Raw genomic sequence first — 22,108 nt, 5'->3', positions numbered from 1 at the left:
TCAGTTCTGGAAAACGGCAAGGATGCTGTTTTCCAGAAACTGTTACAACTCAGCTATTACTTAACTGTTGCGATGTGCAACAAGTTGGTTGTACCCGATTCACCGAATGGCAAGCCAGCCGAGATAGCGATGTAATCACCCTTCTTGGCAAAACCTTCATGCACAGCGGCCGCCACTGCTTCGCTGACCATATCATCAACAGACTTAACATCCTGGCCACCAACGATCGAGTGGATACCCCAAACCCATGCCAGACGACGTGCGGTCTTCAGTTCTGGAGTGATGCTCAGGATCGACGTGGTCGGACGTACACGCGCAGCGCTCATGCTGGTGCTGCCGGATTTTGTGTATGTCACAGTAGCGACAGCTTTGATCGCAGCCGTGGTGTCACGCAAGGCGTTGCAAATTGCATCTTCCGCGGTTGGACGTGGTGTCACTTGCTGTGCATCCAGCAGTGTGCGGTAGACCGGATCGCTTTCCACTTCCTTGATGATGCTGTCCATCATTTGAACGGCACGAACAGGGTTCTTGCCGCTGGCCGATTCCGCAGACAACATCACGGCATCTGCGCCTTCATAAATGGCGTTGGCTACGTCCGATGCTTCTGCACGGGTTGGCATAGGCGATTCGGTCATCGATTCCAACATGTGTGTTGCAACGATAGTTGGACGGCCGTATTTACGCGATACACGGATGATTTCTTTCTGAGCGCGCGGCACTTGCGAGATCGGCAGTTCAACACCCAAATCACCACGAGCAACCATGACGGAGTCAGAAGCTTTGCAGATCGCATCGATGTCGAGCATTGCTGCTGGTTTTTCGATCTTCGATTGAATCAGAGCGCGGTCGCCGATGATCTTGCGTGCATCTTCGATATCGGAAACTTGTTGCACGAACGACAGAGCTACCCAGTCCACGCCCAACGACAATGCGAATTCCAGATCAACCAGATCTTTCGGTGTCATTGCAGGGATAGGCAGAATTGCGTCTGGCACGTTGACGCCTTTGCGGTTCGAAATCTTACCGCCGGTAGTCACACGTGTGACGATGCGGTCACCCGAGTTGCTTTCGATCGAAACACGAATTTTGCCGTCATCGAACAACAGGTTTTGACCAGCTTTGACAACTTCGAACAGTTCAGGATGTGGCAGGTAAACGCGTGTTGCATCACCTGGAGTCTGATCGCGGTCGAGCACGAATTGCGAACCTTCAGCCAACACAGCGGAATCGCCATTGAAGGTACCCAGACGAATCTTCGGACCTTGCAGATCGCAGAGGATGGCAACCGGACGGCCGTATTTGGTTTCCAGGCTACGCACGATTTCGTGACGTGCGCGGTGATCTTCGTGCGAACCATGGCTGAAGTTGAAGCGGAACATGTCCACTCCAGCTTCAAACAATGCGCTGATGGTTTCCAGATCGCCACTTGCTGGGCCCAGGGTAGCAACGATTTTTGCTTTACGATTACGTCTCATGACAGATCTTCTTCTTAAATGAAAAATGAAAAATGAATACCGCTATGACTGGATCACAGACACAGCGGGAAAATAAATTACAAAATCAGGATGGCCCGGAAGTCATTCACGTTGGTACGTGTCGGACCACTGACGATCAGGTCACCGAGTGCACTGAAGAAACCATAACCATCGTTGTTCTCCAACATGGCTTTGGCATTCAGGCCTTGCTCAGCGGCACGGGTCCATGAATCTGGTTGATAGATGGCACCGGCGTTGTCTTCCGAACCATCGATACCATCGGTGTCGCATGCCAACGCATGTATACCGGCAGTACCTTGCAGGGACACTGCCAGGCTCAACAGGAATTCTGCATTGCGGCCGCCACGACCTTTGCCGCGTACGGTGACAGTCGTTTCACCGCCGGACAGGATGACGCACGGCTTGGCAAACGGCTGGCCATATTTCGCAACCTGCTTGGCCAACGCTGCATGCACCATACCGACGTCGCGCGACTCACCTTCAAGGTCATTGGACAGGATGTAAGGCGTGATACCGGCAGCGCGCGCTTTGGCCGCAGCGGCTTCCAGTGCATGCTGTGCGGTTGCCATCACATGGTGTTCATTGCGTGCGAAACGCGGATCACCCGGCTTCGGTGTTTCACCAGCGCCGGATTCGAGATGCTTCAGGATATTGTCCGGAATTTCGATGCCGTATTTTTTCAGGATCGCCAGGGATTCCGCACAAGTCGTCGGATCAGGCAGGGTAGGACCGCTGGCGATCACACCAGGATCATCGCCCGGCACATCGGAGATCAGCAGCGTCACGACACGTGCCGGGGCACATGCCAACGCCAGGCGACCACCTTTGATGGCGGACAGGTGCTTGCGCACACAGTTCATTTCGGAAATCGTTGCGCCGCTTTTCAGCAGGGCTTTATTCAATGCTTGCTTTTGCTCAAGCGTAATGCCTTCACCCGGCAAGCTCAGCAAGGCGGAACCGCCGCCAGTGATCAGGCACAAAACCAGATCATCTTCGGTCAAACCCTTGACCAGTTCCAGCATACGGCCAGCTGCCTGACGGCCAGCTTCATCCGGGACCGGATGTGCCGCTTCTACTACTTCAATTTGTTTGCAGTCAGCGCCGTGACCATAACGCGTCACGATCAAGCCTTCTACTTTGCCTGGCCACGTATCTTCAACTACCTTGGCCATTGCTGCAGCACCTTTACCGGCGCCAATCACCAGGGTACGACCCTTGGCAGATTGTTTAGGCAGATAGGCAGGCATGCACTTCTGTGCGCTCACGGCCTCAACTGCGGTGGCATACAGGTCATTCAAAAACTGACGTGGATCAATCGACATGGGGCAAGCTACTTTTAAAAATTTTGAATCAAACCGGCATTGCACCTGAATGCAATGCCGGCAGCAGTACTCAAATCAGTCGAACGAATTACGCCTTGGCGATTTCGTGGTTCGACATGATTTCGATCGCGCGGCACAGTGCCGAGTGATCCAGACCGCTCATGCCATTTGCTGCGCATGCGTTCATCAATTCCTGGGTGTTTGCAGTGTTAGGCAACGATACGCCCATTGCTTTTGCACCTTGCAATGCCAGGTTCAAATCTTTTTGATGCAGTTCGATACGGAAGCCTGGGTTGAATGTACGTTTAACCATACGTTCACCGTGTACTTCCAGAATACGCGAGTTAGCAAAACCGCCCATCAGAGCCTGACGGACTTTTGCTGGATCTGCGCCTGCTTTCGATGCGAACAACAGGGCTTCGGAAACAGCCTGGATGTTCAATGCAACGATGATTTGGTTTGCTACTTTGGTGGTTTGACCGTCGCCGTTGCCGCCAACTAGGGTGATGTTTTTACCCATCAGTTCAAACAAAGGTTTGACTGTGTTGAACGCTGCTTCCGAACCGCCGACCATGATGGTCAGTGAAGCTGCTTTAGCACCGACTTCACCGCCGGATACTGGTGCATCCAGGTATTCGCAACCCAGTGCATTTACTTTTTTCGCGAATTCTTTGGTAGCGATAGGCGAGATCGAGCTCATGTCGACCACGATTTTGCCTTTAGCCAGACCAGCCGCAACACCGTTTTCTGCGAACAGAACTGCGTCCACGTGCGGGGTATCCGGCACCATGGTGATGATGATGTCTGCGCTCTTGGCAACTTCAGCGCCCGATTTGCAAACTGTTGCGCCGCCGTCGATCAATTCTTGTGCTGGTGCTTTTTGATCATGCAAAAACAGTTGGTGACCACCCTTTTGCAGGTTCAGCGCCATTGGTGCGCCCATGATACCCAAACCAATAAATCCAACTTTTGCCATGACTGACTCCTGATTATATTTAAGTGTGAACTACGTACTCAGTAAAAATACTAAGCGGCCCGATGTCGGACCGCTCAGTATGCTTAGAGACGCTACATTATAGGCCGTGCGCTGCGCGCCAGCCCAATCCTTCTACCGTACCAGCTTTAGGCTTGTACTCACAACCGATCCAGCCCTTGTAACCAATTTCGTCCAGGAACTTGAACAGGAAGGTGTAATTGATTTCGCCTGTACCTGGTTCAAAACGACCTGGATTGTCTGCCAGTTGCAGATGAGGAATAACCGCGAGGTTGTTCTTCATCGTGTTGGCCAACTCACCTTCCATGCGTTGCATGTGATAGATGTCGTATTGGAAAAACAGGTTGTCGGAACCGACTTTGGCAATGATGTCCAGAGTCTGTTTCGTACCGGTCAGGAAGAAACCCGGGATATCGAATGTGTTGATCGCTTCGATCAACAGTGGGATACCTTCAGCTTTCAATTTAGCAGCCGCATATTTCAAGTTCGCAACCAGGGTTGCTTCTGCTTGTTCATGCGTTACGCCTGTAGGCACGATACCGGACAGGATGTTGACCTGTTTGGTACCGAGCACTTTGACGTATTCAATTGCTTTGTCCACGCCGGCTTTGAATTCTTCTACGCGATCCGGATGGCAAGCGATACCACGCTCACCACCAGCCCAGTTACCGGCTGGCAGGTTATGCAACACCATTTCCAGGTTGTTTTCTTTCAATTTCGCTGCGACATCAGCCGCAGGGAAATCGTATGGAAACAAGAATTCAACGCCTTTGAAGCCATTCTTTGCAGCTTGTTCAAAGCGGTCCATGAATGGAACCTCATTGAACAGCATCGTCAGATTAGCAGCAAGTTTCGTCATCTTAAGCACCCTTAACGTCGAGGATTTCTTCGAATTCGTTGATCGCGTTGATCTCGGTACCCATCGCGATATTGGTTACGCGTTCGAGGATGATTTCAACAACGACTGGTACCTTGAATTCTTTGATCCACTCTTGCGCTTTTTTCAGTGCAGGAGCGATGTCGTCAGGGTTGTAGACGCGAATTGCTTTGCAGCCCAGACCTTCGGTAACTTTAACGTGATCAACACCGTACGAAGCGTTTTCGGTCGAGTTGATGTTGTCGAATGCCAGCGATACGCAGTAGTCCATTGTGAACATACGTTGTGCTTGACGGATCAGGCCCAGGTAGGAGTTGTTCACCAGAACGTGGATGTATGGCAGGTTGAATTGCGCGCCTGCAGCCAATTCTTCGATCAGGAACTGGAAGTCGTAATCGCCTGTGATAGCAACGATTTCGCTGGTTGGATCAGCAGCCCGGACACCCAGGGCAGCTGGGATAGTCCAGCCCAATGGACCTGCTTGACCGCAGTTGATCCAGTTACGTTCTTTGTACACGTGCAGGAATTGACCCGCAGCGATTTGCGACAGACCGATGTTCGAAATGTAGCGTGCGGTTTTGCCGAACACTGCGTTCATTTCTTGGTAAACACGTTGTGGTTTGATCGGTGTTACGTCGAAATCCGTTTTACGCAACATGGTGCGTTTGCGTTCTTGGCACTCAGCCAACCATGCATCACGGTTTTTCAGTTTGCCGGCAGCTTTCAATTCTTTCGCTACTTCGATCATCAGTTTCAGTGCTGCGCCAGCGTCAGAAGTGATGCCGAGGTCTGGACCAAACACGCGACCGATTTGTGTCGGTTCGATGTCGATGTGTACGAATTTACGGTCTTTGGTGAAAACGTCGATCGAACCGGTGAAACGGTTAGCCCAACGGTTACCGATACCGAATGCGAAGTCCGAAGCCAACATGGTCGCGTTACCGTAGCGGTGCGATGTTTGCAGGCCAACCATACCAACCATCAGCGGGTGATCGTCAGGTACTGTGCCCCAGCCCATCAGGGTAGGAACGACAGGAACATTGACCAGCTCAGCGAATTCGAGCATCAACGGGGTTGCGTTTGCATTGATAACGCCGCCGCCGGAGATCAGCAATGGGCGCTCTGCAGCGTTCAACATTGCGATTGCAGCTTCGATTTGCTTGCGAGTTGCTTGTGGTTTGTACACTGGCAATGGTTCGTACAGATCTGGATCGAATTCGATTTCAGCAACTTGTACGTCGAATGGCAAATCGATCAGCACAGGACCTGGACGGCCGGAGCGCATGATGTGGAATGCTTGTTGGAATACTTGTGGAACCAATGCTGGTTCACGAACCATAACCGACCATTTGGTCACTGGTTTCGAGATCGATTCGATATCAACAGCCTGGAAGTCTTCTTTGTGCAAACGTGCACGTGGCGCTTGACCAGTAACGCACAGGATAGGAATCGAGTCAGCGATAGCCGAGTACAGACCGGTAACCATGTCTGTGCCGCCTGGACCCGAAGTAGCCAGAGCAACACCGATATTGCCGGACTTGGCACGGGTGTAACCCTCAGCCATGTGGGTCGCGCCTTCTACGTGACGCGCCAGAATGTGTTTGATGGTGCCTTGCTTTTGCATGGCGGAGTAAAACGGATTGATCGCTGCGCCTGGAACGCCGAAGGCTTGATCAATACCCTCTTTTTGCATTACCCAAACTGCTGCTTGGGCTGCTGTCATCTTTGCCATTACATAATCTCCATTGAAATGAAATTTTCCTAAGCTGCATAGTAATTCATGTGGATTACTTTTAGAATAGGACTATTAATTAACCAATTAAATACTTCAGGTATCGAATGGACAAGCTCAAACAGATCGAAGCATTTGTGATGGCGGTCGAGCATAACAGCTTTGCCGCGGCGGCTTTAGCCTTGCAGGTCACGCCTGTGATGGTCGGGCGCCGCATTGATACCCTGGAGAAACGCCTCGGCGTCCGCCTGCTGCATCGCTCCACCCGGCGCCTGGCCCTGACGGAAGAAGGCTCAGTATACCTCGAGCACTGCCGCAAGATGCTGAGCGAACTGGAACACGCGGAAAGCGCGCTGTCCGCCGGCCATAACAAGGTTACCGGGCATTTGATCGTTTCCGCCCCGGCCTCCTTTGGCCGCCAACACGTCGCACCTTACGCCCAGGAATTCCTGGAAGCGCATCCCGGCCTCAAAATGTCATTCAACCTGACCGATCGCGTCGTTGATCTGGTGCAAGAGGGTTACGACATGGGTATACGGATCGGCGGCAATATCGACCCCAACTTCGTGGCCATCAAACTTGCCGCCAATAAACGTGTGGTGTGCGGCACGCGGGAATACTTCAAAAAACACGGCAAACCCAAGACACTGGACGATCTTGCTAATCATAATTGCCTGTCCTTCAATCTTCAAGGTGGACAGCAACGCGGCTGGTATTTCAATTACCGCGGCAAAACCGTCTCAGTGCGCACCCAGGGCAGCCTGGACTGCAACGACGGTGAATTGCTGCATCGCTGGATGACGGAAGGCCTGGGCATCGCCTGGCGCTCCGTATGGGAAATCCAGAGCCAGCTGGAGAGCGGCATGCTGGAAACAGTGCTCGACGATTACGCGATCCCTGAGTACGACATCATGGCGGTCTATCCGCAGCAGCGGAATGTACCGGCCAAGGTGCGCCTCTTCATCTCACATCTGAAGGCCATGTATAGCCAGCCGGGTTATTGGAGCAGGTAAGCACACACTGACTTACGCCTCCTTGCAGCACCCATAAAAAAAGCCCGCATCAGCGGGCTTTTTCATCAACATCAGCTTGCTATCAGGCAGCAGCTTTCAAAGTTGTCAGGACGTCGTCCAGCATCTTCTTCGCATCACCAAACAACATGCGGTTGTTTTCTTTGTAGAACAATGGGTTATCAACACCAGCATAACCGGAAGCCATCGAACGCTTCATGACGATCGAAGTTTCTGCTTTCCAGACCTCGAGCACTGGCATACCAGCGATCGGGCTGTCCGGATCTTCCTGCGCATCCGGGTTCACGATGTCATTCGCACCAATCACCATCACGACGTCTGTATCAGGGAAATCTTCGTTGATTTCATCCATTTCCAGCACGATGTCGTAAGGCACTTTAGCTTCAGCCAGCAACACGTTCATGTGACCAGGCATACGACCTGCAACCGGGTGGATCGCAAAACGTACCTTGGTGCCTTTAGCGCGCAACAGCTTGGTGATTTCGTTCACGGTGTGCTGTGCTTGCGCCACTGCCATGCCGTAACCAGGCACGATGACCACGCTTTTTGCTTCACGCAGCAGTTCTGCCGTTTCTTGTGCCGAAACAGGGGTCGCTTCACCAACCTGCTCTTTCACAGCGCCGCCAGCCTTCGGAGCACCGCCACCGAAACCACCGGCGATCACGCTGAAGAAGTTACGGTTCATCGCCTGGCACATGATGTACGACAGAATCGCACCGGAAGAACCGACCAGCGCACCAGTCACGATCAGCAAATCGTTGCCGAGCATGAAACCGGTAGCCGAAGCAGCCCAGCCAGAGTAGCTGTTGAGCATCGAGACCACGACCGGCATATCAGCACCACCAATTGCCATCACCATGTGTACGCCAAACAGCAAGGCAATCACGGTCATGATGATCAATGGTGTCATGCCGCTGGCAACGTCAGGGGCATTCACGAACTCACGACCAAACCAGATCACCAGCAACAAGCCGATCAGGTTGATGAAGTGACGTGCCGGCAACAGCAATGGCTTGCCGCCGATTTTGCCGTTCAGTTTGCCGAACGCGATCAGGGAACCCGAGAACGTTACCGCACCGATGAAGATACCAACGTAGATTTCAACTTGATGGATAGCCTTCTCAGCGCCTTCCAGATGGATGGACGGATCGATGTAGCTGGCAAAACCAACCAGTGCAGCGGCCAGACCGACGAAGCTGTGCATCAATGCAACCAGCTCCGGCATTTCGGTCATTTTGACCTTCTTGGCAGCGTACAGACCGATCACACCGCCGACCAGCAGCGCCAGGATGATCCATGCATAGCCGTCTGCAGTAACGCGTGGGCCAAAGATGGTAGCGAGCACCGCGATGCCCATACCGATCATGCCGTACAAGTTACCGCGGCGCGATGTTTCCGGATGCGACAAGCCACCCAGGCTGAGGATGAAGAGAATGGTTGCTCCGATGTAGGAGACAGTAGCCAGATTTGCAGACATAGGGGTCTCCTTAATTCTTACGGAACATATCAAGCATGCGACGGGTGACAGCAAAGCCACCGAACATGTTGATTGCGGTCAAAGCGATGCCAGCAGCGGCGAGGCACTTAATCAGCAACTCGGGACGCGCCATGCCATCAGCCAACGGAGGAGCCACCTGTACCAGCGCACCGATCACGATGATCGACGAGATGGAGTTGGTAACGCTCATCAGAGGCGTGTGCAATGCCGGGGTAACATTCCAGACCACCATGTAACCAATGAAGCAACCCAGTACGAACACGGTCAAGTGACCGAGGAAAGCGGTAGGCGCACCCATGCCTATCAACGCAAACAACAGCGTTGCGAAGACAAACATTGTGACCACCCGCTTAGGTGAGGAAACAGTGGTGCTTGGGCCATGACCGTGCGCAGGAGCAGGTGCCTGCACTGGCTTGGCAACCGGAGCAGCCACTGGCTTCGGCGGTGGCGGCGGCCAGGTGATATTGCCGTCCTTGATGACGGTCAGTCCACGAATGGCTTCGTCTTCCATATTGACGTTGATGATGCCGTCAGTCGTCTTTTTACCTTCAGCGTCCTTGCACAGCTCTTCGGTCAGGCGCAGCAGGTTAGTTGAGTACAGCGTACTGGCCTGCTTAGGCAAACGGCTCGGCAAGTCTGTGTAACCAACGATGGTCACGCCATGTTTTACTACAACCTTGCCGGGTTCTGTCAGTTCGCAGTTACCACCCTGCTCGGCCGCCATATCGACGATCACGCTGCCGGGTTTCATCGACTGAACCATTTCGGCGGTTATCAGTTTCGGAGCCGGTTTGCCAGGGATCAGCGCGGTGGTGATGATAATGTCGCATTCCTTGGCCTGCTGGGCATACATCTCACGCTGCGCAGCCTGGAAACCTTCGGACATGACCTTGGCATAGCCGCCGCCGCCCGAACCTTCTTCGTCATAATCGACCTTAACGAATTCGCCGCCCAGCGATACCACTTGATCGGCCACTTCGGCACGGGTATCGTTGGCGCGCACGATGGCGCCCAGGCTGGCAGCCGTACCGATCGCAGCCAAACCGGCCACGCCAGCACCTGCGATAAATACTTTTGCAGGAGGAACCTTGCCTGCAGCCGTGATCTGGCCGTTGAAGAAACGACCGAAGGCATTCGCAGCCTCGATGACGGCGCGATAGCCACTGACACCGGCGGTGGAGGTCAAAGCATCCATCTTCTGCGCGCGCGACAGCGTGCGTGGCAGCGAGTCCATAGCCAACACGGTGACACGCTTGGCGGCAAGCTGCTGCATCAATTCAGGATTCTGTGCCGGCCAGATGAAGCCGATCAGGGTGCTGCCTTCGCGAATCAGACCGACTTCTTCGGCACTTGGAGCGCGCACCTTAAAGACGATATCGGACGTGGACCACAAGTTGGCAGCGCCTTGCACGATCTGTGCACCGGCGGCGCGGTAGGTATCGTCGCTGAAGTTGGCGTCGTCACCAGCACCAGATTCCACACTGACGGAAAAGCCAAGTTTGATTAGCTTTTCGACGACTTCTGGCACAGTCGCCACCCGTTTTTCCCCGGGGAATGACTCCCGTGGCACCCCTATAACTAAAGACATATAACATCTCTCATAGTTTGTTTAAATTCTGTATCGCCGCGATCAGCAAATGGATAAAAACCCGGTTCTAGCTGCCCTGAACGGCGCGACCGGGTTTCTAAATTGTTACGACTACTAATCGCTATTTCTTCAGTCCGGCGAATTTATTCTTTTCATCAACGAAGACAATCTTCGGTACATAAGTCTCGACTTCTTCGTCTGTCATCGAACCGTAAGTGCAAATAATCAGCAAATCACCCAATTGCGCGCAGCGTGCGGCAGCACCGTTGAGCGAGATTTCGCCGCTACCTTTGGCGCCCTTGATGGCGTAGGTGGAGAAACGCTTGCCGTTATTAATGTTGTACAGCTCAATTTTTTCGCCGACACGAATGTCAGCGGCAGTCAGCAGGTCTTCGTCAATACCGCACGAACCCTCGTAATGCAGGTCAGCCTGAGTCACCGTTACACGGTGGATTTTTGACCTGAGCATGATACGTTGCATTTTTATTCCGTTTCGTTACTTAAAACTTTGCCTCGACGCCAAAGCCCGGCGAAGGCAAATCTATTAATGTGTAGTTCCTGGCACTGCGCTTCCACGGTATGTGAGGCAGTAAACCATATGTTCCTGCAGCGGAATTCCCGCTCAGCGGCAGGGTATTTACCCGGGTCGGGCTAGCGCCTGCCAACTTCCGTAGGGGTTTTACAAGGAAGCGAACTGATAAGCATAAGGCCAAATGCCCAGCATAGCAAAGACAAAAATTGAGCAATCTTGACCTGACTCATTTTATTACAATATTTTCTGCCGGGGAAACATTGCGGGCAACTTTCCCGGGTGCGCGCTAAAATAGCGGGTTATTCCGAGGGACCATATGCCTGATATCTGGAAACCATCTGTTACTGTTGCTGCCATCATCGAGCGTGATGGGCACTTCCTGCTGGTAGAAGAAGAAACCAGTGAGGGCGTTCGTTTCAACCAGCCGGCCGGCCACCTGGACCCGCACGAATCGCTGGAAGAAGCAGTTGTACGCGAAACCCTGGAAGAAACCGCACACGACTTCACCCCTACCGCCCTGGTCGGCATGTATATGTCGCGCTATGTTTCTGCGCGCACCGGGCATGATGTCACTTATTTAAGCTTCACTTTTTGCGGCGAAGTCGGCGCAAAACACGACCAGCCGCTGGATGTCGGCATCCTGCGCGCGGTCTGGATGAGCTATGACGAGCTGGTCGCAAGCCGGGAAAAACATCGTAGCCCCTCGGTATTGCAACGAGTCGATGACTATCTGGCCGGCAAGCGCGCCCCGCTGTCGCTGCTGATCACGCATCCATCCGTCTATGAGGTAATTGAAAATGGCTAAAAAACGCGTCGTCATCGGCATGTCCGGCGGTGTTGACTCGTCTGTTTCAGCCTGGCTCCTGAAAGAACAAGGTTACGAAGTCATCGGCCTCTTCATGAAGAACTGGGAAGACGATGACGATTCTGAATACTGCTCGACACGCCAGGACTGGATAGATGCAGCCAGCGTGGCTGACGTGGTCGGCGTCGACATCGAAGCAGTCAATTTCGCTTCCGAGTACAAAGACCGTGTCTTTGCCGAATTCCTGCGCGAATACCAGGCCGGCCGTACGCCGAATCCGGATGTACTGTGCAATGCCGAAATCAAATTCAAGGCCTTCCTCGATCACGCCATGCTGCTCGGCGCCGATATGATCGCCACCGGCCACTATGCGCGCGTACGTGAAGTGACGTCCGGCCCGGATGCCGGACGCGTCGAATTATTGAAAGCGGTCGACGCCAGCAAGGATCAAAGCTACTTCCTGCACCGCCTGAATCAAGCCCAGCTGGCCAAGACCCTGTTCCCGCTCGGCGAAATCCGCAAGACGGAAGTGCGCAAGATTGCAGAACAGTTACAGTTGCCGAACGCGACCAAGAAAGACTCCACCGGTATTTGCTTCATCGGTGAACGTCCGTTCCGTGAATTCCTGAATCGCTACCTGTCTTATCAACCGGGACCGATGAAAACACCGGAAGGCGTCATCGTTGGCGAACATGTAGGTTTGAGTTTCTACACGCTGGGGCAGCGCAAAGGCATAGGCTTGGGCGGCATGAAGTCGCACAAAAACACCGACGGCAATAGTGAACCCTGGTATGTGGCGCGCAAGGATGTCGCGACCAACACGCTATATATAGTGCAAGGACACGATCACCCCTGGCTGCTGTCATCAGAATTAAGCGCCGGCCAGATGAGCTGGGTTGCCGGCAGCCCGCCGAACGAAGAACTGGTATCTGCCAAAACACGGTACCGCCAGGCCGACGTCGCCTGCAGCCAGCATAGCGATGCAGATGGTTTCTCACTCGCATTCGCCACGCCACAATGGGCCGTCACACCGGGTCAATCGGCCGTGCTTTACCAGGGGGATGTCTGCCTGGGCGGCGGCATCATCAATACTTCTGCAGTTCCTGCTTAGTTACGAGCCTTCCCTGGATAACAACTCATCCAGGGCAAGCGTTCTACTCCGTTGCCGACGATTGCCGTGGCAACACCCCTGATAAATATGTGGGAGCGTTGTACACTGTCCCGCAATTGATCTGCCACGCGGCAGGCATTCTGTCTGGAGAAAAAATGCGTTTGTTCCCGATCGGCTATCTCGCCCTCGTAGTCTCCGGACTCCTTTTCATCCTCTCACTGCTCTTTACACCGCAACACGATAACGCCTGGTGGCTGGTCGCGCTCTTTGGCTTCCTGACCGTGGTCGGCATCAGCGATGTACTGCAAGCCAAACGCGCGGTACTGCGCAACTACCCTATCCTCGGGCACTTTCGCTATATGCTTGAATCAGTACGTCCCGAAATACGCCAGTACTTCCTGGAAGACGATGCCGCGCCAAATCCTTTTTCGCGCAACCAGCGTTCGCTGGTGTATCAGCGCGCCAAACAGGCGATCGATAAGCGCCCGTTCGGTACGCAGATGGATGTCTACCAAAGCGACTACGAATGGATCAATCATTCGATTGCACCAGCCAAAGTCGGATCGCACGATTTTCGCATCACGATCGGCGCAGAGCGTGCGCAGCCATACTCGGCGAGTATCTTCAACATCTCTGCAATGAGCTTTGGTGCACTATCGGCGAATGCGATACGCGCCCTCAATCAAGGTGCGCAAAAAGGTGGCTTCATGCATGACACCGGCGAAGGCAGCATCAGCCGCTATCACAAGCCGGAGAATCCAAACGATGCCGGCGGCGACCTGGTGTGGGAGATAGGCTCGGGTTACTTCGGCTGCCGCAATGACGATGGCAGTTTTTCAGCAGAGAAATTCGCACTCAATGCGCAACTGCCGCAAGTGAAGATGATAGAAGTGAAGTTATCGCAAGGTGCCAAGCCAGGTCATGGCGGAGTTTTACCCGGTGCCAAGGTCTCGGTAGAGATTGCCGCCGCACGCGGCATACCGCTGGGCATCGATTGCGTGTCACCGTCGTCCCATTCGGCCTTCGACTCGCCTATCGGCCTGCTGCAATTCATAGAACAACTGCGTAATCTCTCCGGCGGCAAACCAACCGGCTTCAAACTGGCGGTCGGCCATCCATGGGAATTCTTCGGCATCGTGAAAGCGATGCTGGCGACCGGCATTACGCCCGATTTCATCGTGATCGATGGCGGCGAGGGTGGCACCGGTGCGGCACCGGTTGAGTTCACCGATCATGTCGGCGTACCGCTGCAGGAAGCGCTGCTGCTGGCGCATAACACACTGGTGGGTGCCAAACTGCGCGACAAGGTCAAGATAGGCGCATCCGGCAAGATCGTCAGCGCCTTCGATATCGTGCGTACCCTGGCACTGGGCGCGGACTGGTGCAATTCGGCACGCGGCTTTATGTTTGCACTCGGCTGCATACAATCACAAAGCTGCCATACCGATCGCTGCCCGACCGGCATCGCAACCCAGGACAATCTGCGGCAGCGCGCATTGGTCGTGCCGGACAAGGCCGAGCGTGTCGCCAATTTCCATCGCAATACATTGAAAGCACTGGCGGAATTAATTGCTGCAGCTGGCCTGCATCATCCGTCAGAACTCAAACCACATCACCTGGTGCGCCGTGTATCGGCCAATCAAGTCAAACTCGCCTCTGCACTGCTGCCTTATCTAGAATCCGGCCAGTTGCTGAGCGAAGCAAATCCGGAACGTGAGTTGCCGGAAGTGTTCGGCAAGTACTGGCCTATCGCGCAAGCTGAGTCCTTCAGCCCGATACACTAATCCCCTTCCTTTATCTGCGGCAATCAAGAGCATTGCCGCAGGATTCCCCCCTGTTAAGAATCCGTTTAATTCCGCCTGCGCGATATCCAGCAGGCAACTTTCCTCGCCCGGATCGCCACAAATTCCATCTATCTTGACCCCGGTCAGTCAAAGCCGAGCGAAAAAACTTGCAATCTCTCGCCAAATGTCCAATAATCTAAACACGAATTGTTCTCATTTACATGAAAAGGTTGAACATGGCGATCTCGGCACCACGTGAAGCACTGGAAAACAATCCTGCTCTACGTAATAACGCTGCAATGGAACAGCCAATAACTCGCATTAATAGTCGCGATTTGTTCCGGCAAATGCGTGAAGTGGAAATAGCACACGAAGGGCGAATTTACCGCCTCCGTTTAACGCAGTTGAATAAATTGATTTTGACGGCATAACTAGCAGCATCGATTTGCAACTGAGCCAGCCCGTGCGCAACATTGCACCAGCCAGCCAAACCAACCCAAAAGGAGAGTTTGATGGCAATCGAAAAAGCGCAGCAGGCCTTACAGGAGCCTAACGCAGCACCGGCACAACCGGAGTTACTCGTTTCAGCAGTTTTACATTTGATGTCGCATTACACCGCGAATAATCAAGAAAGCAGTTCGTGCATCAAGCTGGCCTCGGTTATAGAGCGACACTTGAAGGCACTGGCCGATTTGCCCGATCTGGCGCCAGTGTTACGAGCGACCTGCCAGCAGTTATCAGAACAATGGGCAATGGTGGTGGAGCGAGCGATGCCGCCGCCGGAGAAATTCAAGTTGTTTACGCGTCTTGTTGCTGGAGCGCGTGTGAATTAAGAACAAAACGCCGGGCAACCGGCGTTGAACACATTAAGAACTGTCGTTTTTTGTATTTTTAACCTACAAAGAAAGTCACACGAGGCATCGATGATTGTTTGTGTTTGCAGCAATATTTCCGAAAGGAAAATTCGTCAGGCAGTTGATAACGGCACAACTTCGATGTCGCAATTGCGCAATGATCTGGATTTAGGCACCTGTTGTGGCAAATGCCACTCCTGTGCCAAACGCGTGCTGCGCGAATGCCTTGCCGACGCTCGCCCAACTCAAACTATAATGTTTCACCCTAACGCATTGGCCGCATAAGCATTTTCTTTATGAACGCAATAACAACCCAGTCGTCAGCTCCGCTTTTACCGCCTCACATATCACAGCAACTCAGACGATTCGGGCCTCTGATCGCTATCATTGCGATCCACATCGCTTTGTTCTACGCGCTACGTAGTGGTCTGGTCCACCAGGTCGCCAAGGTATTGCCGCGTGAAATTTTTGCCGATTTCATCACTGAACAGCCAGCACCTGCACCTGCACCAAAACCAGCAGAGCCAAAAACAGTGCCGGTCGTGAAGAAACAGTTAACCCGCCCGACACCCAAGCCGGTCGTGACTGAAGCACCATCGCCACAAGCCATTACCGAAAACGTCGCGCCGTCACCACCATCGAATGAGCCACCGTCGCCGCCTGCACCTGCCGCACCGTCTGCGCCATCGGTACCAGCGACACCAAAATTGATTTCCGGCGTTTCCTACATCAATGCACCGCGCCCGGTTTACCCACCGCTGGATGCACGCATGGGTAATGAAGGCACCGTCACATTACGTGTGCTGATCAATGAAAAAGGTCGCGCCGAAAAAGTAGAAGTTCAAAAATCTTCAGGCTCATTGCGCATGGACGATGCAGCACGGGATGCCGTGATGCGCGCATTATTCAAGCCTTATTTGGAAGACGGGAGACCAGCTCCTGCCTTCGCTATCGTACCAATTAATTTCACGCTAAATAGATAAGAAGGAATCATCATGGAAGTCAGCCCGTACGGTTTAGAAAGTCTGTGGTCGCAAGGTGACTTTGTCACCAAAGGCGTCGCAGTATTGCTGGTCGCTATGTCGATCGCGTCGTGGTACGTCATCGCCACCAAAGCACTGCAATTGATGCAGTATCGCCGCGCTGCACGTGCTGCCGGCCACGAGTTCTGGGATGCCACCAGCCTGACAGAAGGCACAGCCACCCTGGGTAACGGCAATCCATTTGCCGACATCGCTGAAGCAGGCGTTACCGCCATGCGTCACCATGAAGCGCACAAAGGCCACTTGCACGATCAATTGTCGGTCAGCGACTGGATCACGCTGTCCCTGCGTCAAGCGATTGATGAAACATCGGCCAAATTGCAAAGCGGCATGGCAGTGCTGGCATCGGTCGGTTCCACCGCGCCGTTCGTCGGCCTGTTCGGTACCGTTTGGGGTATCTATCACGCGCTGGTTGCCATCGGTACTTCGGGTCAAGCCAGTATCGATAAAGTTGCCGGCCCGGTCGGTGAAGCGCTGATCATGACCGCACTCGGTCTGGCTGTCGCGATTCCTGCAACCTTCGGCTACAACGCACTGGTTCGCGGCAATAAATCGGTCATCGCCAAAATGAATAAATTCGGCTTCGACCTGCATGCATTGTTCGTCACCGGCTCCCGCGCCAATGACACCAATACACCAGGTGCAAGCGGCGCCAAACTGGTTGCCGTCGGAGGTGCATGATGGCAATGGGATCCTTGTCGGATGAAGACGACTTCAATCCAGAGATCAACACCACGCCGCTAGTCGACGTGATGCTGGTATTGCTGATCATCTTCATCATGACCATCCCGGTGATGAATCACGCAGTGAAGCTCGATCTGCCACACGCAGCAAACCAGCCTAACGACGTCAAACCGGAAACCATCAATGTATCGATTGATGCGGCAGGCCAGGTTTACTGGAACAATGAAATACTGGATCAATCGCAAATGCTGTCACGCATTGCAGATGCGGCCAAAGTAACACCACAACCAGAATTGCATTTGCGCGCCGACCGTCTCACGCCTTACGAGAAAGTCGCGCAAGTCATGGCAGCAGCACAGTCAGGCGGACTGACCAAGATGGGCTTCGTCACCGAAGCACCGAAGTAAGCAGTACCGGTTTGCGGGCAGTCCCAATCCTGCCTTTACAGACCGAAAAAGAACGCGCTCAGCATCTCGCTGCAGCGCGTTTTTTCTTGCCCCGTTCCGCACCGCAAACAAATCAGGCAACTCCCCGCAAAGCCGCGCCCAGCTTCGCTTTCGCAATCGAAACACGAATGATTCCAGTTAGCAAAATGAAGGCAAAATGACCATAAATTGGACATCCTGGGCTATCATGTGCGTTCTTTGCTGACCGGCGCTTTGACAATTGATCGTCAGATGCGCAACAGCCCGTCTTCCACATCACTTTCGAGGCCGCCATGAAAGGTGACAGCAATATCATCAAGCTGCTCAATGCACAGCTTACAAACGAACTGACCGCAATCAACCAATACTTCCTGCATGCACGCATGTACAAGCACTGGGGTTTTGAAAAAATTGCAAAGAAAGAATACGAAGAGTCCATCGGCGAAATGAAACATGCCGACAAATTGATCGATCGCATCCTGATGCTGGATGGCTTGCCTAACCTGCAAGCACTGCACAAGCTGATGATCGGTGAAAACACGCCGGAAATGCTGGGCTGCGATTTGAAACTGGAAAAGCTGGCGCAAAAAACCGTCAAAGAAGGCATCGCAGCATGCGAAGCCAGCGGTGACTATGTATCGCGCGAACTGTTCCAATACATCCTGGACGATACCGAAGAACATATCGACTGGCTGGAAACCCAACTCGACCTGATCGAAAAAGTCGGTATCCAGAACTATCTGCAAGCACAAATGATCAGCGAGTAATTCGCCGTTCAGGTAATACTGTCGATAGCGATATCGACATCAGAAAAGGACGTTCGCTGCGTCCTTTTTTCATTTCAAGAATCATCCCAGCTCCTTCCTGATCGCAAGGCCTCCTTCCCGCGCTATTATCGACGCCCCTGCAAACTAGCTAGTTCGACATGGCAATAGCGAATGTCGATCAAGCTGCTCTTACATTATTTTTTGAGGTTTGAATGAAAGGTGACAGCAATATCATCCGGCTGCTGAATGCGCAGCTCACCAACGAACTGACTGCGATCAACCAATACTTCCTGCATGCACGCATGTACAGGCACTGGGGCTTCGAGAAGATCGCGAAAAAGGAGTTGGAAGAATCGATCGGCGAAATGAAACATGCCGACAAATTAATCGACCGCATCCTGATGCTGGATGGCCTGCCGAATTTGCAAGCACTGCATAAGCTGCTGATCGGTGAAAACATCCAGGAAATGCTGGAAAGTGATTTGCAATTGGAAAGGCTGGCGCAAGCAACCGTCAAGGAAGGCATAGCCGCCTCGGAAACCAATGGTGATTATGTATCGCGCGAACTGTTTCACTACATCCTCGACGATACGGAAGAACACATCGACTGGCTGGAAACCCAGCTCTCGCTGATCGAGACGATAGGCCTGCAGAATTATTTGCAAGCGCAAATGATTAGCGACGAATAGGTAGATATTCGACTACTTAAAGAAAAAAGGGACGCCTATGCGTCCCTTTTCCAATGTGCAGCGTGCTTACTTGGTCGGTACCGTTTCCTTGAAGGAAGGACGTTCCGACAGTTTTTCCAGCAGCTTTTCCAGGTTTGGATAGTCGGTACGCCATGTGATCTCAGGGAAGCGGAAAGACAGCCATTCCAATACGCAACCTACCGCCACGTCAGCCAGCGTGTACTGGTTCCCGGCGCAAAAGGCGGTGTCCTTCAAGCCTACCGACATCGCCTTCAAGCCATCGTGTACCTTCTTGCTTTGGCGGTCTATCCAGGCTTGGCTACGTTGTTCTGCAGGGCGCAAGGTGTGCTCAAGGCGCAATAGCATCGCGGCATCGGCCACACCATCGGCCAGCGCTTCCCAGCATTTGACTTCGGCGCGTTCGCGACCATTTGGTGGAATCAGCTTGCCAACCGGCGTCAGCGTATCCAGGTATTCGACGATCACGCGTGAATCAAACATCGCGCCGCCATCTTCCATCACCAGGCACGGCACTTTGCCGAGCGGATTGGATTCTTGTATCGTGGTTTCGGCACCCCACACGTTTTCAAGAACGAAATCATAATCGATCTTTTTTTCCAACATGACAACACGTACTTTACGTACGTAAGGGCTGGCGAGAGAACCAATCAGTTTCATAGATGCTTTACTTCTAAAATCGGAAGGCGATTATAACATCGGCCCCAGGCGAAAACCCGCCATCTCCCACCTCACATAGATGGCGCTTTCGGGCTATAGGGGCGCTGAAGTGGTAGAATGTCGTCTTCCTCAATTTATGCCGTTTTTTGTATTTTCGGCAGCTTTTTCAATCACGTCATAGCGCTTGTCGCCCCTCATCATGCCTCTTTCCACGCTCTCAGCCCTGTCTCCACTCGATGGCCGTTACGCCAGCAAAACCGATAAATTGCGCCCTATCCTGTCCGAATCAGGCTTCATGCACCATCGGGTAAAAGTGGAAATTGCATGGCTGCAAGCATTGTCTGCTGCCGGTTTTGCTGAAATCAAACCGTTTTCGGCCAGCGCCAATGCCTTGCTGAACAAGCTGACCACCGATTTCACCGAAGCCGATGCACAACGCATCAAGGATATCGAAGCCGTTACCAACCATGACGTGAAAGCTGTCGAGTACTGGCTGAAGGAACAGGTCAAGGACGTACCGGAACTGGTCGCGGCAACGGAATTCATCCACTTCGCCTGCACTTCCGAAGACATCAACAATACCTCGCACGGCATGATGCTCAAGGCCGCACGCGATACGGTGCTGGTACCAGCACTGCAGGGCCTGATCAGCAAACTGACACAACTGGCACATGACAACGCTGCGCTGCCGATGATGTCGCGCACCCACGGCCAGCCGGCCAGCCCGACTACGCTCGGCAAGGAAATGGCAAACGTGGTGGCACGCCTGAAGCGCGCAGTTGAGCGCATAGCTGCAGTTGAAATCCTCGGCAAAATGAATGGTGCCGTCGGCAACTTCAATGCGCACTTGTCGGCTTACCCGAATACAGACTGGCAAGCGTTCTCGAAAGAAGTGATCGAGAAGCGCCTGGGCCTGACTTTCAATCCATACACGATCCAGATCGAACCGCATGACTATATGGCGGAATTGTTTGATGCGATCGCACGCACCAACACCATCCTGCTGGATTTGAACCGCGACATCTGGGGCTACATTTCCCTCGGTTACTTCAAGCAATCGACCAAAGCCGGCGAAATCGGTTCTTCGACCATGCCGCACAAGGTCAACCCGATCGACTTCGAAAACTCCGAAGGCAACCTGGGCATGGCCAATGCCGTACTGAAACACATGGCAGAGAAGCTGCCGGTGTCGCGCTGGCAGCGTGACCTGACCGACTCCACCGTCTTGCGCAATATCGGTGTCGGCTTCGGTTATGCACTGCTCGCTTATGACAGCTGCCTGCGCGGCCTGAACAAGCTGGAAGTCAATCCGGTCCGTATTGCACAAGACCTGGATGAAACATGGGAAGTACTGGCGGAACCGGTGCAAACCGTGATGCGCCGTTATGGCATCGAAAATCCATACGAGCAATTGAAGGATTTGACCCGCGGCAAGGGTATTTCGAAGGAAGCGCTGCAGGAATTCATCGCCACCCTGGCGATTCCGCAAGAAGCCAAGGATCACTTGCTGGCGATGACACCGGCAAACTACATCGGCTACGCCACCAAACTCGCCAAAGAGATCTGACTAGTGTCCCAGCCACTGGAGCCTATTAAAACAGGCTTCAGCACGCTGGGAATTATTTTGCTATATTAGTTCTAATTTGAACTAATAAGCAAAACACTATCTATGCGCCGCTACACCCTGACTGCAATCGCGCTGCACTGGCTCATGGCGATCCTGATCATCGCCGCCTTCCTGCTCGGCCTGACCATGGTCGACATTCCCGGGCTTACCCCCACCAAACTCAAATACTTTTCCTGGCATAAATGGCTGGGCGTGACCGTCTTTGGCCTTGCTTGCTTACGTTTGCTGTGGGCCCTGAGCCATCCGGCACCGGCACACCCGCCCAGCATGGCGGACTGGCAAAAGAAGGCTGCGCGCGTTTCGCACGGCCTGATGTATGTCCTCATCTTCGCGGTACCGCTATCGGGTTATTTTTACAGCCTGGCAGCAGGTGTGCCGGTGGTCTACCTGGGCATAGTACCGTTGCCTGTCTTTATCGGCCCTGACCAGGAATTGAAGGCCTTGCTCAAGCAAGTGCATTACGCCTGCAATGTCACCCTGCTTATCGTTTTTTTCCTGCATATACTGGCAGTCATCAAGCATCAACTCATAGACCGCGACCGCACGCTGCAACGCATGCTGCCGTGAATTC

23 protein-coding genes are annotated in these 22,108 nt (G+C 53.3%); 14 read left to right on the top strand and 9 right to left on the bottom strand.

Annotation, left to right across the window (positions count from 1 at the left end; all coding sequences use genetic code 11):
* Positions 1 to 56: 56 nt before the first annotated feature.
* The 5 genes from pyk to gcl all read right to left on the bottom strand — a co-directional run bounded on the left by pyk (position 57) and on the right by gcl (position 6,421).
* A complete protein-coding gene (gene pyk / locus ACFQPC_RS17350) occupies positions 57 to 1,475 on the bottom strand; it encodes a pyruvate kinase (protein ID WP_382273085.1) in 1,419 nt (472 codons plus the stop codon).
* A 77-nt stretch (positions 1,476 to 1,552) separates the two neighbouring features.
* Positions 1,553 to 2,818, bottom strand: a complete 1,266-nt coding sequence (locus ACFQPC_RS17345; RefSeq protein ID WP_382273084.1) for a glycerate kinase type-2 family protein — start codon at positions 2,816 to 2,818, stop codon at positions 1,553 to 1,555.
* An 88-nt stretch (positions 2,819 to 2,906) separates the two neighbouring features.
* Entirely contained in the window at positions 2,907 to 3,794 is an 888-nt protein-coding gene (gene glxR / locus ACFQPC_RS17340) for a 2-hydroxy-3-oxopropionate reductase (RefSeq protein WP_175626989.1), read from the bottom strand.
* A gap of 97 nt (positions 3,795 to 3,891) precedes the next feature.
* Positions 3,892 to 4,671: a hydroxypyruvate isomerase gene (gene hyi, locus ACFQPC_RS17335; RefSeq protein WP_382273083.1), complete on the bottom strand. Its 780-nt coding sequence runs from the start codon at positions 4,669 to 4,671 to the stop codon at positions 3,892 to 3,894.
* Position 4,672: 1 nt separating this feature from the next.
* Complete coding sequence (gcl, locus tag ACFQPC_RS17330; protein WP_012078244.1) at positions 4,673 to 6,421, bottom strand: glyoxylate carboligase; 1,749 nt, start codon at positions 6,419 to 6,421, stop codon at positions 4,673 to 4,675.
* Positions 6,422 to 6,528: 107 nt separating this feature from the next.
* Here gcl and ACFQPC_RS17325 point away from each other — a divergent pair, with 107 nt between their 5' ends.
* Positions 6,529 to 7,434 carry a LysR family transcriptional regulator gene (locus ACFQPC_RS17325; protein WP_382273082.1) on the top strand — a complete coding sequence of 302 codons (906 nt, stop codon included), beginning with the start codon at positions 6,529 to 6,531 and terminating at the stop codon, positions 7,432 to 7,434.
* An 82-nt stretch (positions 7,435 to 7,516) separates the two neighbouring features.
* Here ACFQPC_RS17325 and pntB read toward each other — a convergent pair whose 3' ends face one another.
* The 3 genes from pntB to panD all read right to left on the bottom strand — a co-directional run bounded on the left by pntB (position 7,517) and on the right by panD (position 11,019).
* Complete coding sequence (gene pntB / locus ACFQPC_RS17320; protein WP_382273081.1) at positions 7,517 to 8,929, bottom strand: Re/Si-specific NAD(P)(+) transhydrogenase subunit beta; 1,413 nt, start codon at positions 8,927 to 8,929, stop codon at positions 7,517 to 7,519.
* A 10-nt stretch (positions 8,930 to 8,939) separates the two neighbouring features.
* Positions 8,940 to 10,538, bottom strand: a complete 1,599-nt coding sequence (locus tag ACFQPC_RS17315) for a Re/Si-specific NAD(P)(+) transhydrogenase subunit alpha (protein ID WP_382273080.1) — start codon at positions 10,536 to 10,538, stop codon at positions 8,940 to 8,942.
* 121 nt (positions 10,539 to 10,659) lie between these two features.
* Positions 10,660 to 11,019 (bottom strand): aspartate 1-decarboxylase, encoded by a 360-nt coding sequence (gene panD / locus ACFQPC_RS17310; RefSeq protein WP_012078240.1) that lies wholly within the window; start codon positions 11,017 to 11,019, stop codon positions 10,660 to 10,662.
* Between the two features lie 367 nt (positions 11,020 to 11,386).
* On the opposite strand from panD, the gene ACFQPC_RS17305 reads away from it, so the two are divergent.
* The 11 genes from ACFQPC_RS17305 (at position 11,387) to bfr (ACFQPC_RS17255) (ending at position 19,232) form a co-directional block, all read left to right on the top strand.
* Entirely contained in the window at positions 11,387 to 11,875 is a 489-nt protein-coding gene (locus ACFQPC_RS17305) for an NUDIX hydrolase (RefSeq protein ID WP_382273079.1), read from the top strand.
* Complete coding sequence (gene mnmA, locus ACFQPC_RS17300; RefSeq protein ID WP_382273078.1) at positions 11,868 to 12,986, top strand: tRNA 2-thiouridine(34) synthase MnmA; 1,119 nt, start codon at positions 11,868 to 11,870, stop codon at positions 12,984 to 12,986. The genes ACFQPC_RS17305 and mnmA overlap by 8 nt, the downstream gene beginning before the upstream one ends.
* Positions 12,987 to 13,141: 155 nt before the next feature.
* Positions 13,142 to 14,770: an FMN-binding glutamate synthase family protein gene (locus ACFQPC_RS17295; RefSeq protein WP_382273077.1), complete on the top strand. Its 1,629-nt coding sequence runs from the start codon at positions 13,142 to 13,144 to the stop codon at positions 14,768 to 14,770.
* A 236-nt stretch (positions 14,771 to 15,006) separates the two neighbouring features.
* Positions 15,007 to 15,201 carry a hemin uptake protein HemP gene (hemP, locus tag ACFQPC_RS17290; RefSeq protein ID WP_041296325.1) on the top strand — a complete coding sequence of 65 codons (195 nt, stop codon included), beginning with the start codon at positions 15,007 to 15,009 and terminating at the stop codon, positions 15,199 to 15,201.
* Between the two features lie 81 nt (positions 15,202 to 15,282).
* Positions 15,283 to 15,603 (top strand): hypothetical protein, encoded by a 321-nt coding sequence (locus ACFQPC_RS17285; protein WP_012078232.1) that lies wholly within the window; start codon positions 15,283 to 15,285, stop codon positions 15,601 to 15,603.
* Between the two features lie 90 nt (positions 15,604 to 15,693).
* Positions 15,694 to 15,909, top strand: a complete 216-nt coding sequence (locus ACFQPC_RS17280) for a (2Fe-2S)-binding protein (protein ID WP_012078231.1) — start codon at positions 15,694 to 15,696, stop codon at positions 15,907 to 15,909.
* A gap of 11 nt (positions 15,910 to 15,920) precedes the next feature.
* On the top strand, positions 15,921 to 16,607 hold the full coding sequence (locus ACFQPC_RS17275) for an energy transducer TonB (RefSeq protein ID WP_382273076.1): 687 nt from the start codon (positions 15,921 to 15,923) through the stop codon (positions 16,605 to 16,607).
* A gap of 12 nt (positions 16,608 to 16,619) precedes the next feature.
* The gene (locus ACFQPC_RS17270; RefSeq protein WP_012078229.1) at positions 16,620 to 17,348 is read left to right on the top strand and encodes a MotA/TolQ/ExbB proton channel family protein; all 729 of its coding nucleotides are present in this window, start codon (positions 16,620 to 16,622) and stop codon (positions 17,346 to 17,348) included.
* The gene (locus ACFQPC_RS17265) at positions 17,348 to 17,758 is read left to right on the top strand and encodes an ExbD/TolR family protein (protein ID WP_382273302.1); all 411 of its coding nucleotides are present in this window, start codon (positions 17,348 to 17,350) and stop codon (positions 17,756 to 17,758) included. Before ACFQPC_RS17270 ends, ACFQPC_RS17265 begins: the two co-directional genes overlap by 1 nt.
* 311 nt (positions 17,759 to 18,069) lie before the next feature.
* On the top strand, positions 18,070 to 18,543 hold the full coding sequence (gene bfr / locus ACFQPC_RS17260; protein ID WP_012078227.1) for a bacterioferritin: 474 nt from the start codon (positions 18,070 to 18,072) through the stop codon (positions 18,541 to 18,543).
* A gap of 212 nt (positions 18,544 to 18,755) precedes the next feature.
* Positions 18,756 to 19,232, top strand: a complete 477-nt coding sequence (gene bfr, locus ACFQPC_RS17255) for a bacterioferritin (protein ID WP_382273075.1) — start codon at positions 18,756 to 18,758, stop codon at positions 19,230 to 19,232.
* Positions 19,233 to 19,298: 66 nt separating this feature from the next.
* Here the strand turns inward: bfr (ACFQPC_RS17255) and ACFQPC_RS17250 are convergent, their stop codons facing one another.
* Positions 19,299 to 19,910 (bottom strand): glutathione S-transferase N-terminal domain-containing protein, encoded by a 612-nt coding sequence (locus ACFQPC_RS17250; RefSeq protein WP_382273074.1) that lies wholly within the window; start codon positions 19,908 to 19,910, stop codon positions 19,299 to 19,301.
* Between the two features lie 199 nt (positions 19,911 to 20,109).
* Between ACFQPC_RS17250 and purB the strand changes: the two genes are divergently transcribed.
* Complete coding sequence (gene purB / locus ACFQPC_RS17245) at positions 20,110 to 21,477, top strand: adenylosuccinate lyase (protein ID WP_382273073.1); 1,368 nt, start codon at positions 20,110 to 20,112, stop codon at positions 21,475 to 21,477.
* Positions 21,478 to 21,579: 102 nt separating this feature from the next.
* Positions 21,580 to 22,104: a cytochrome b gene (locus ACFQPC_RS17240; RefSeq protein ID WP_012078223.1), complete on the top strand. Its 525-nt coding sequence runs from the start codon at positions 21,580 to 21,582 to the stop codon at positions 22,102 to 22,104.
* The last annotated feature ends 4 nt before the right edge of the window (positions 22,105 to 22,108 follow it).

It is taken from the genome of Herminiimonas glaciei, from assembly GCF_042664955.1.
GTDB classification, from domain to species: Bacteria; Pseudomonadota; Gammaproteobacteria; order Burkholderiales; family Burkholderiaceae_D; genus Oxalicibacterium; species Oxalicibacterium glaciei.
Note: the sequence above shows the minus strand (reverse complement) of the source record. Positions and strands in the feature narration are given on the sequence as shown.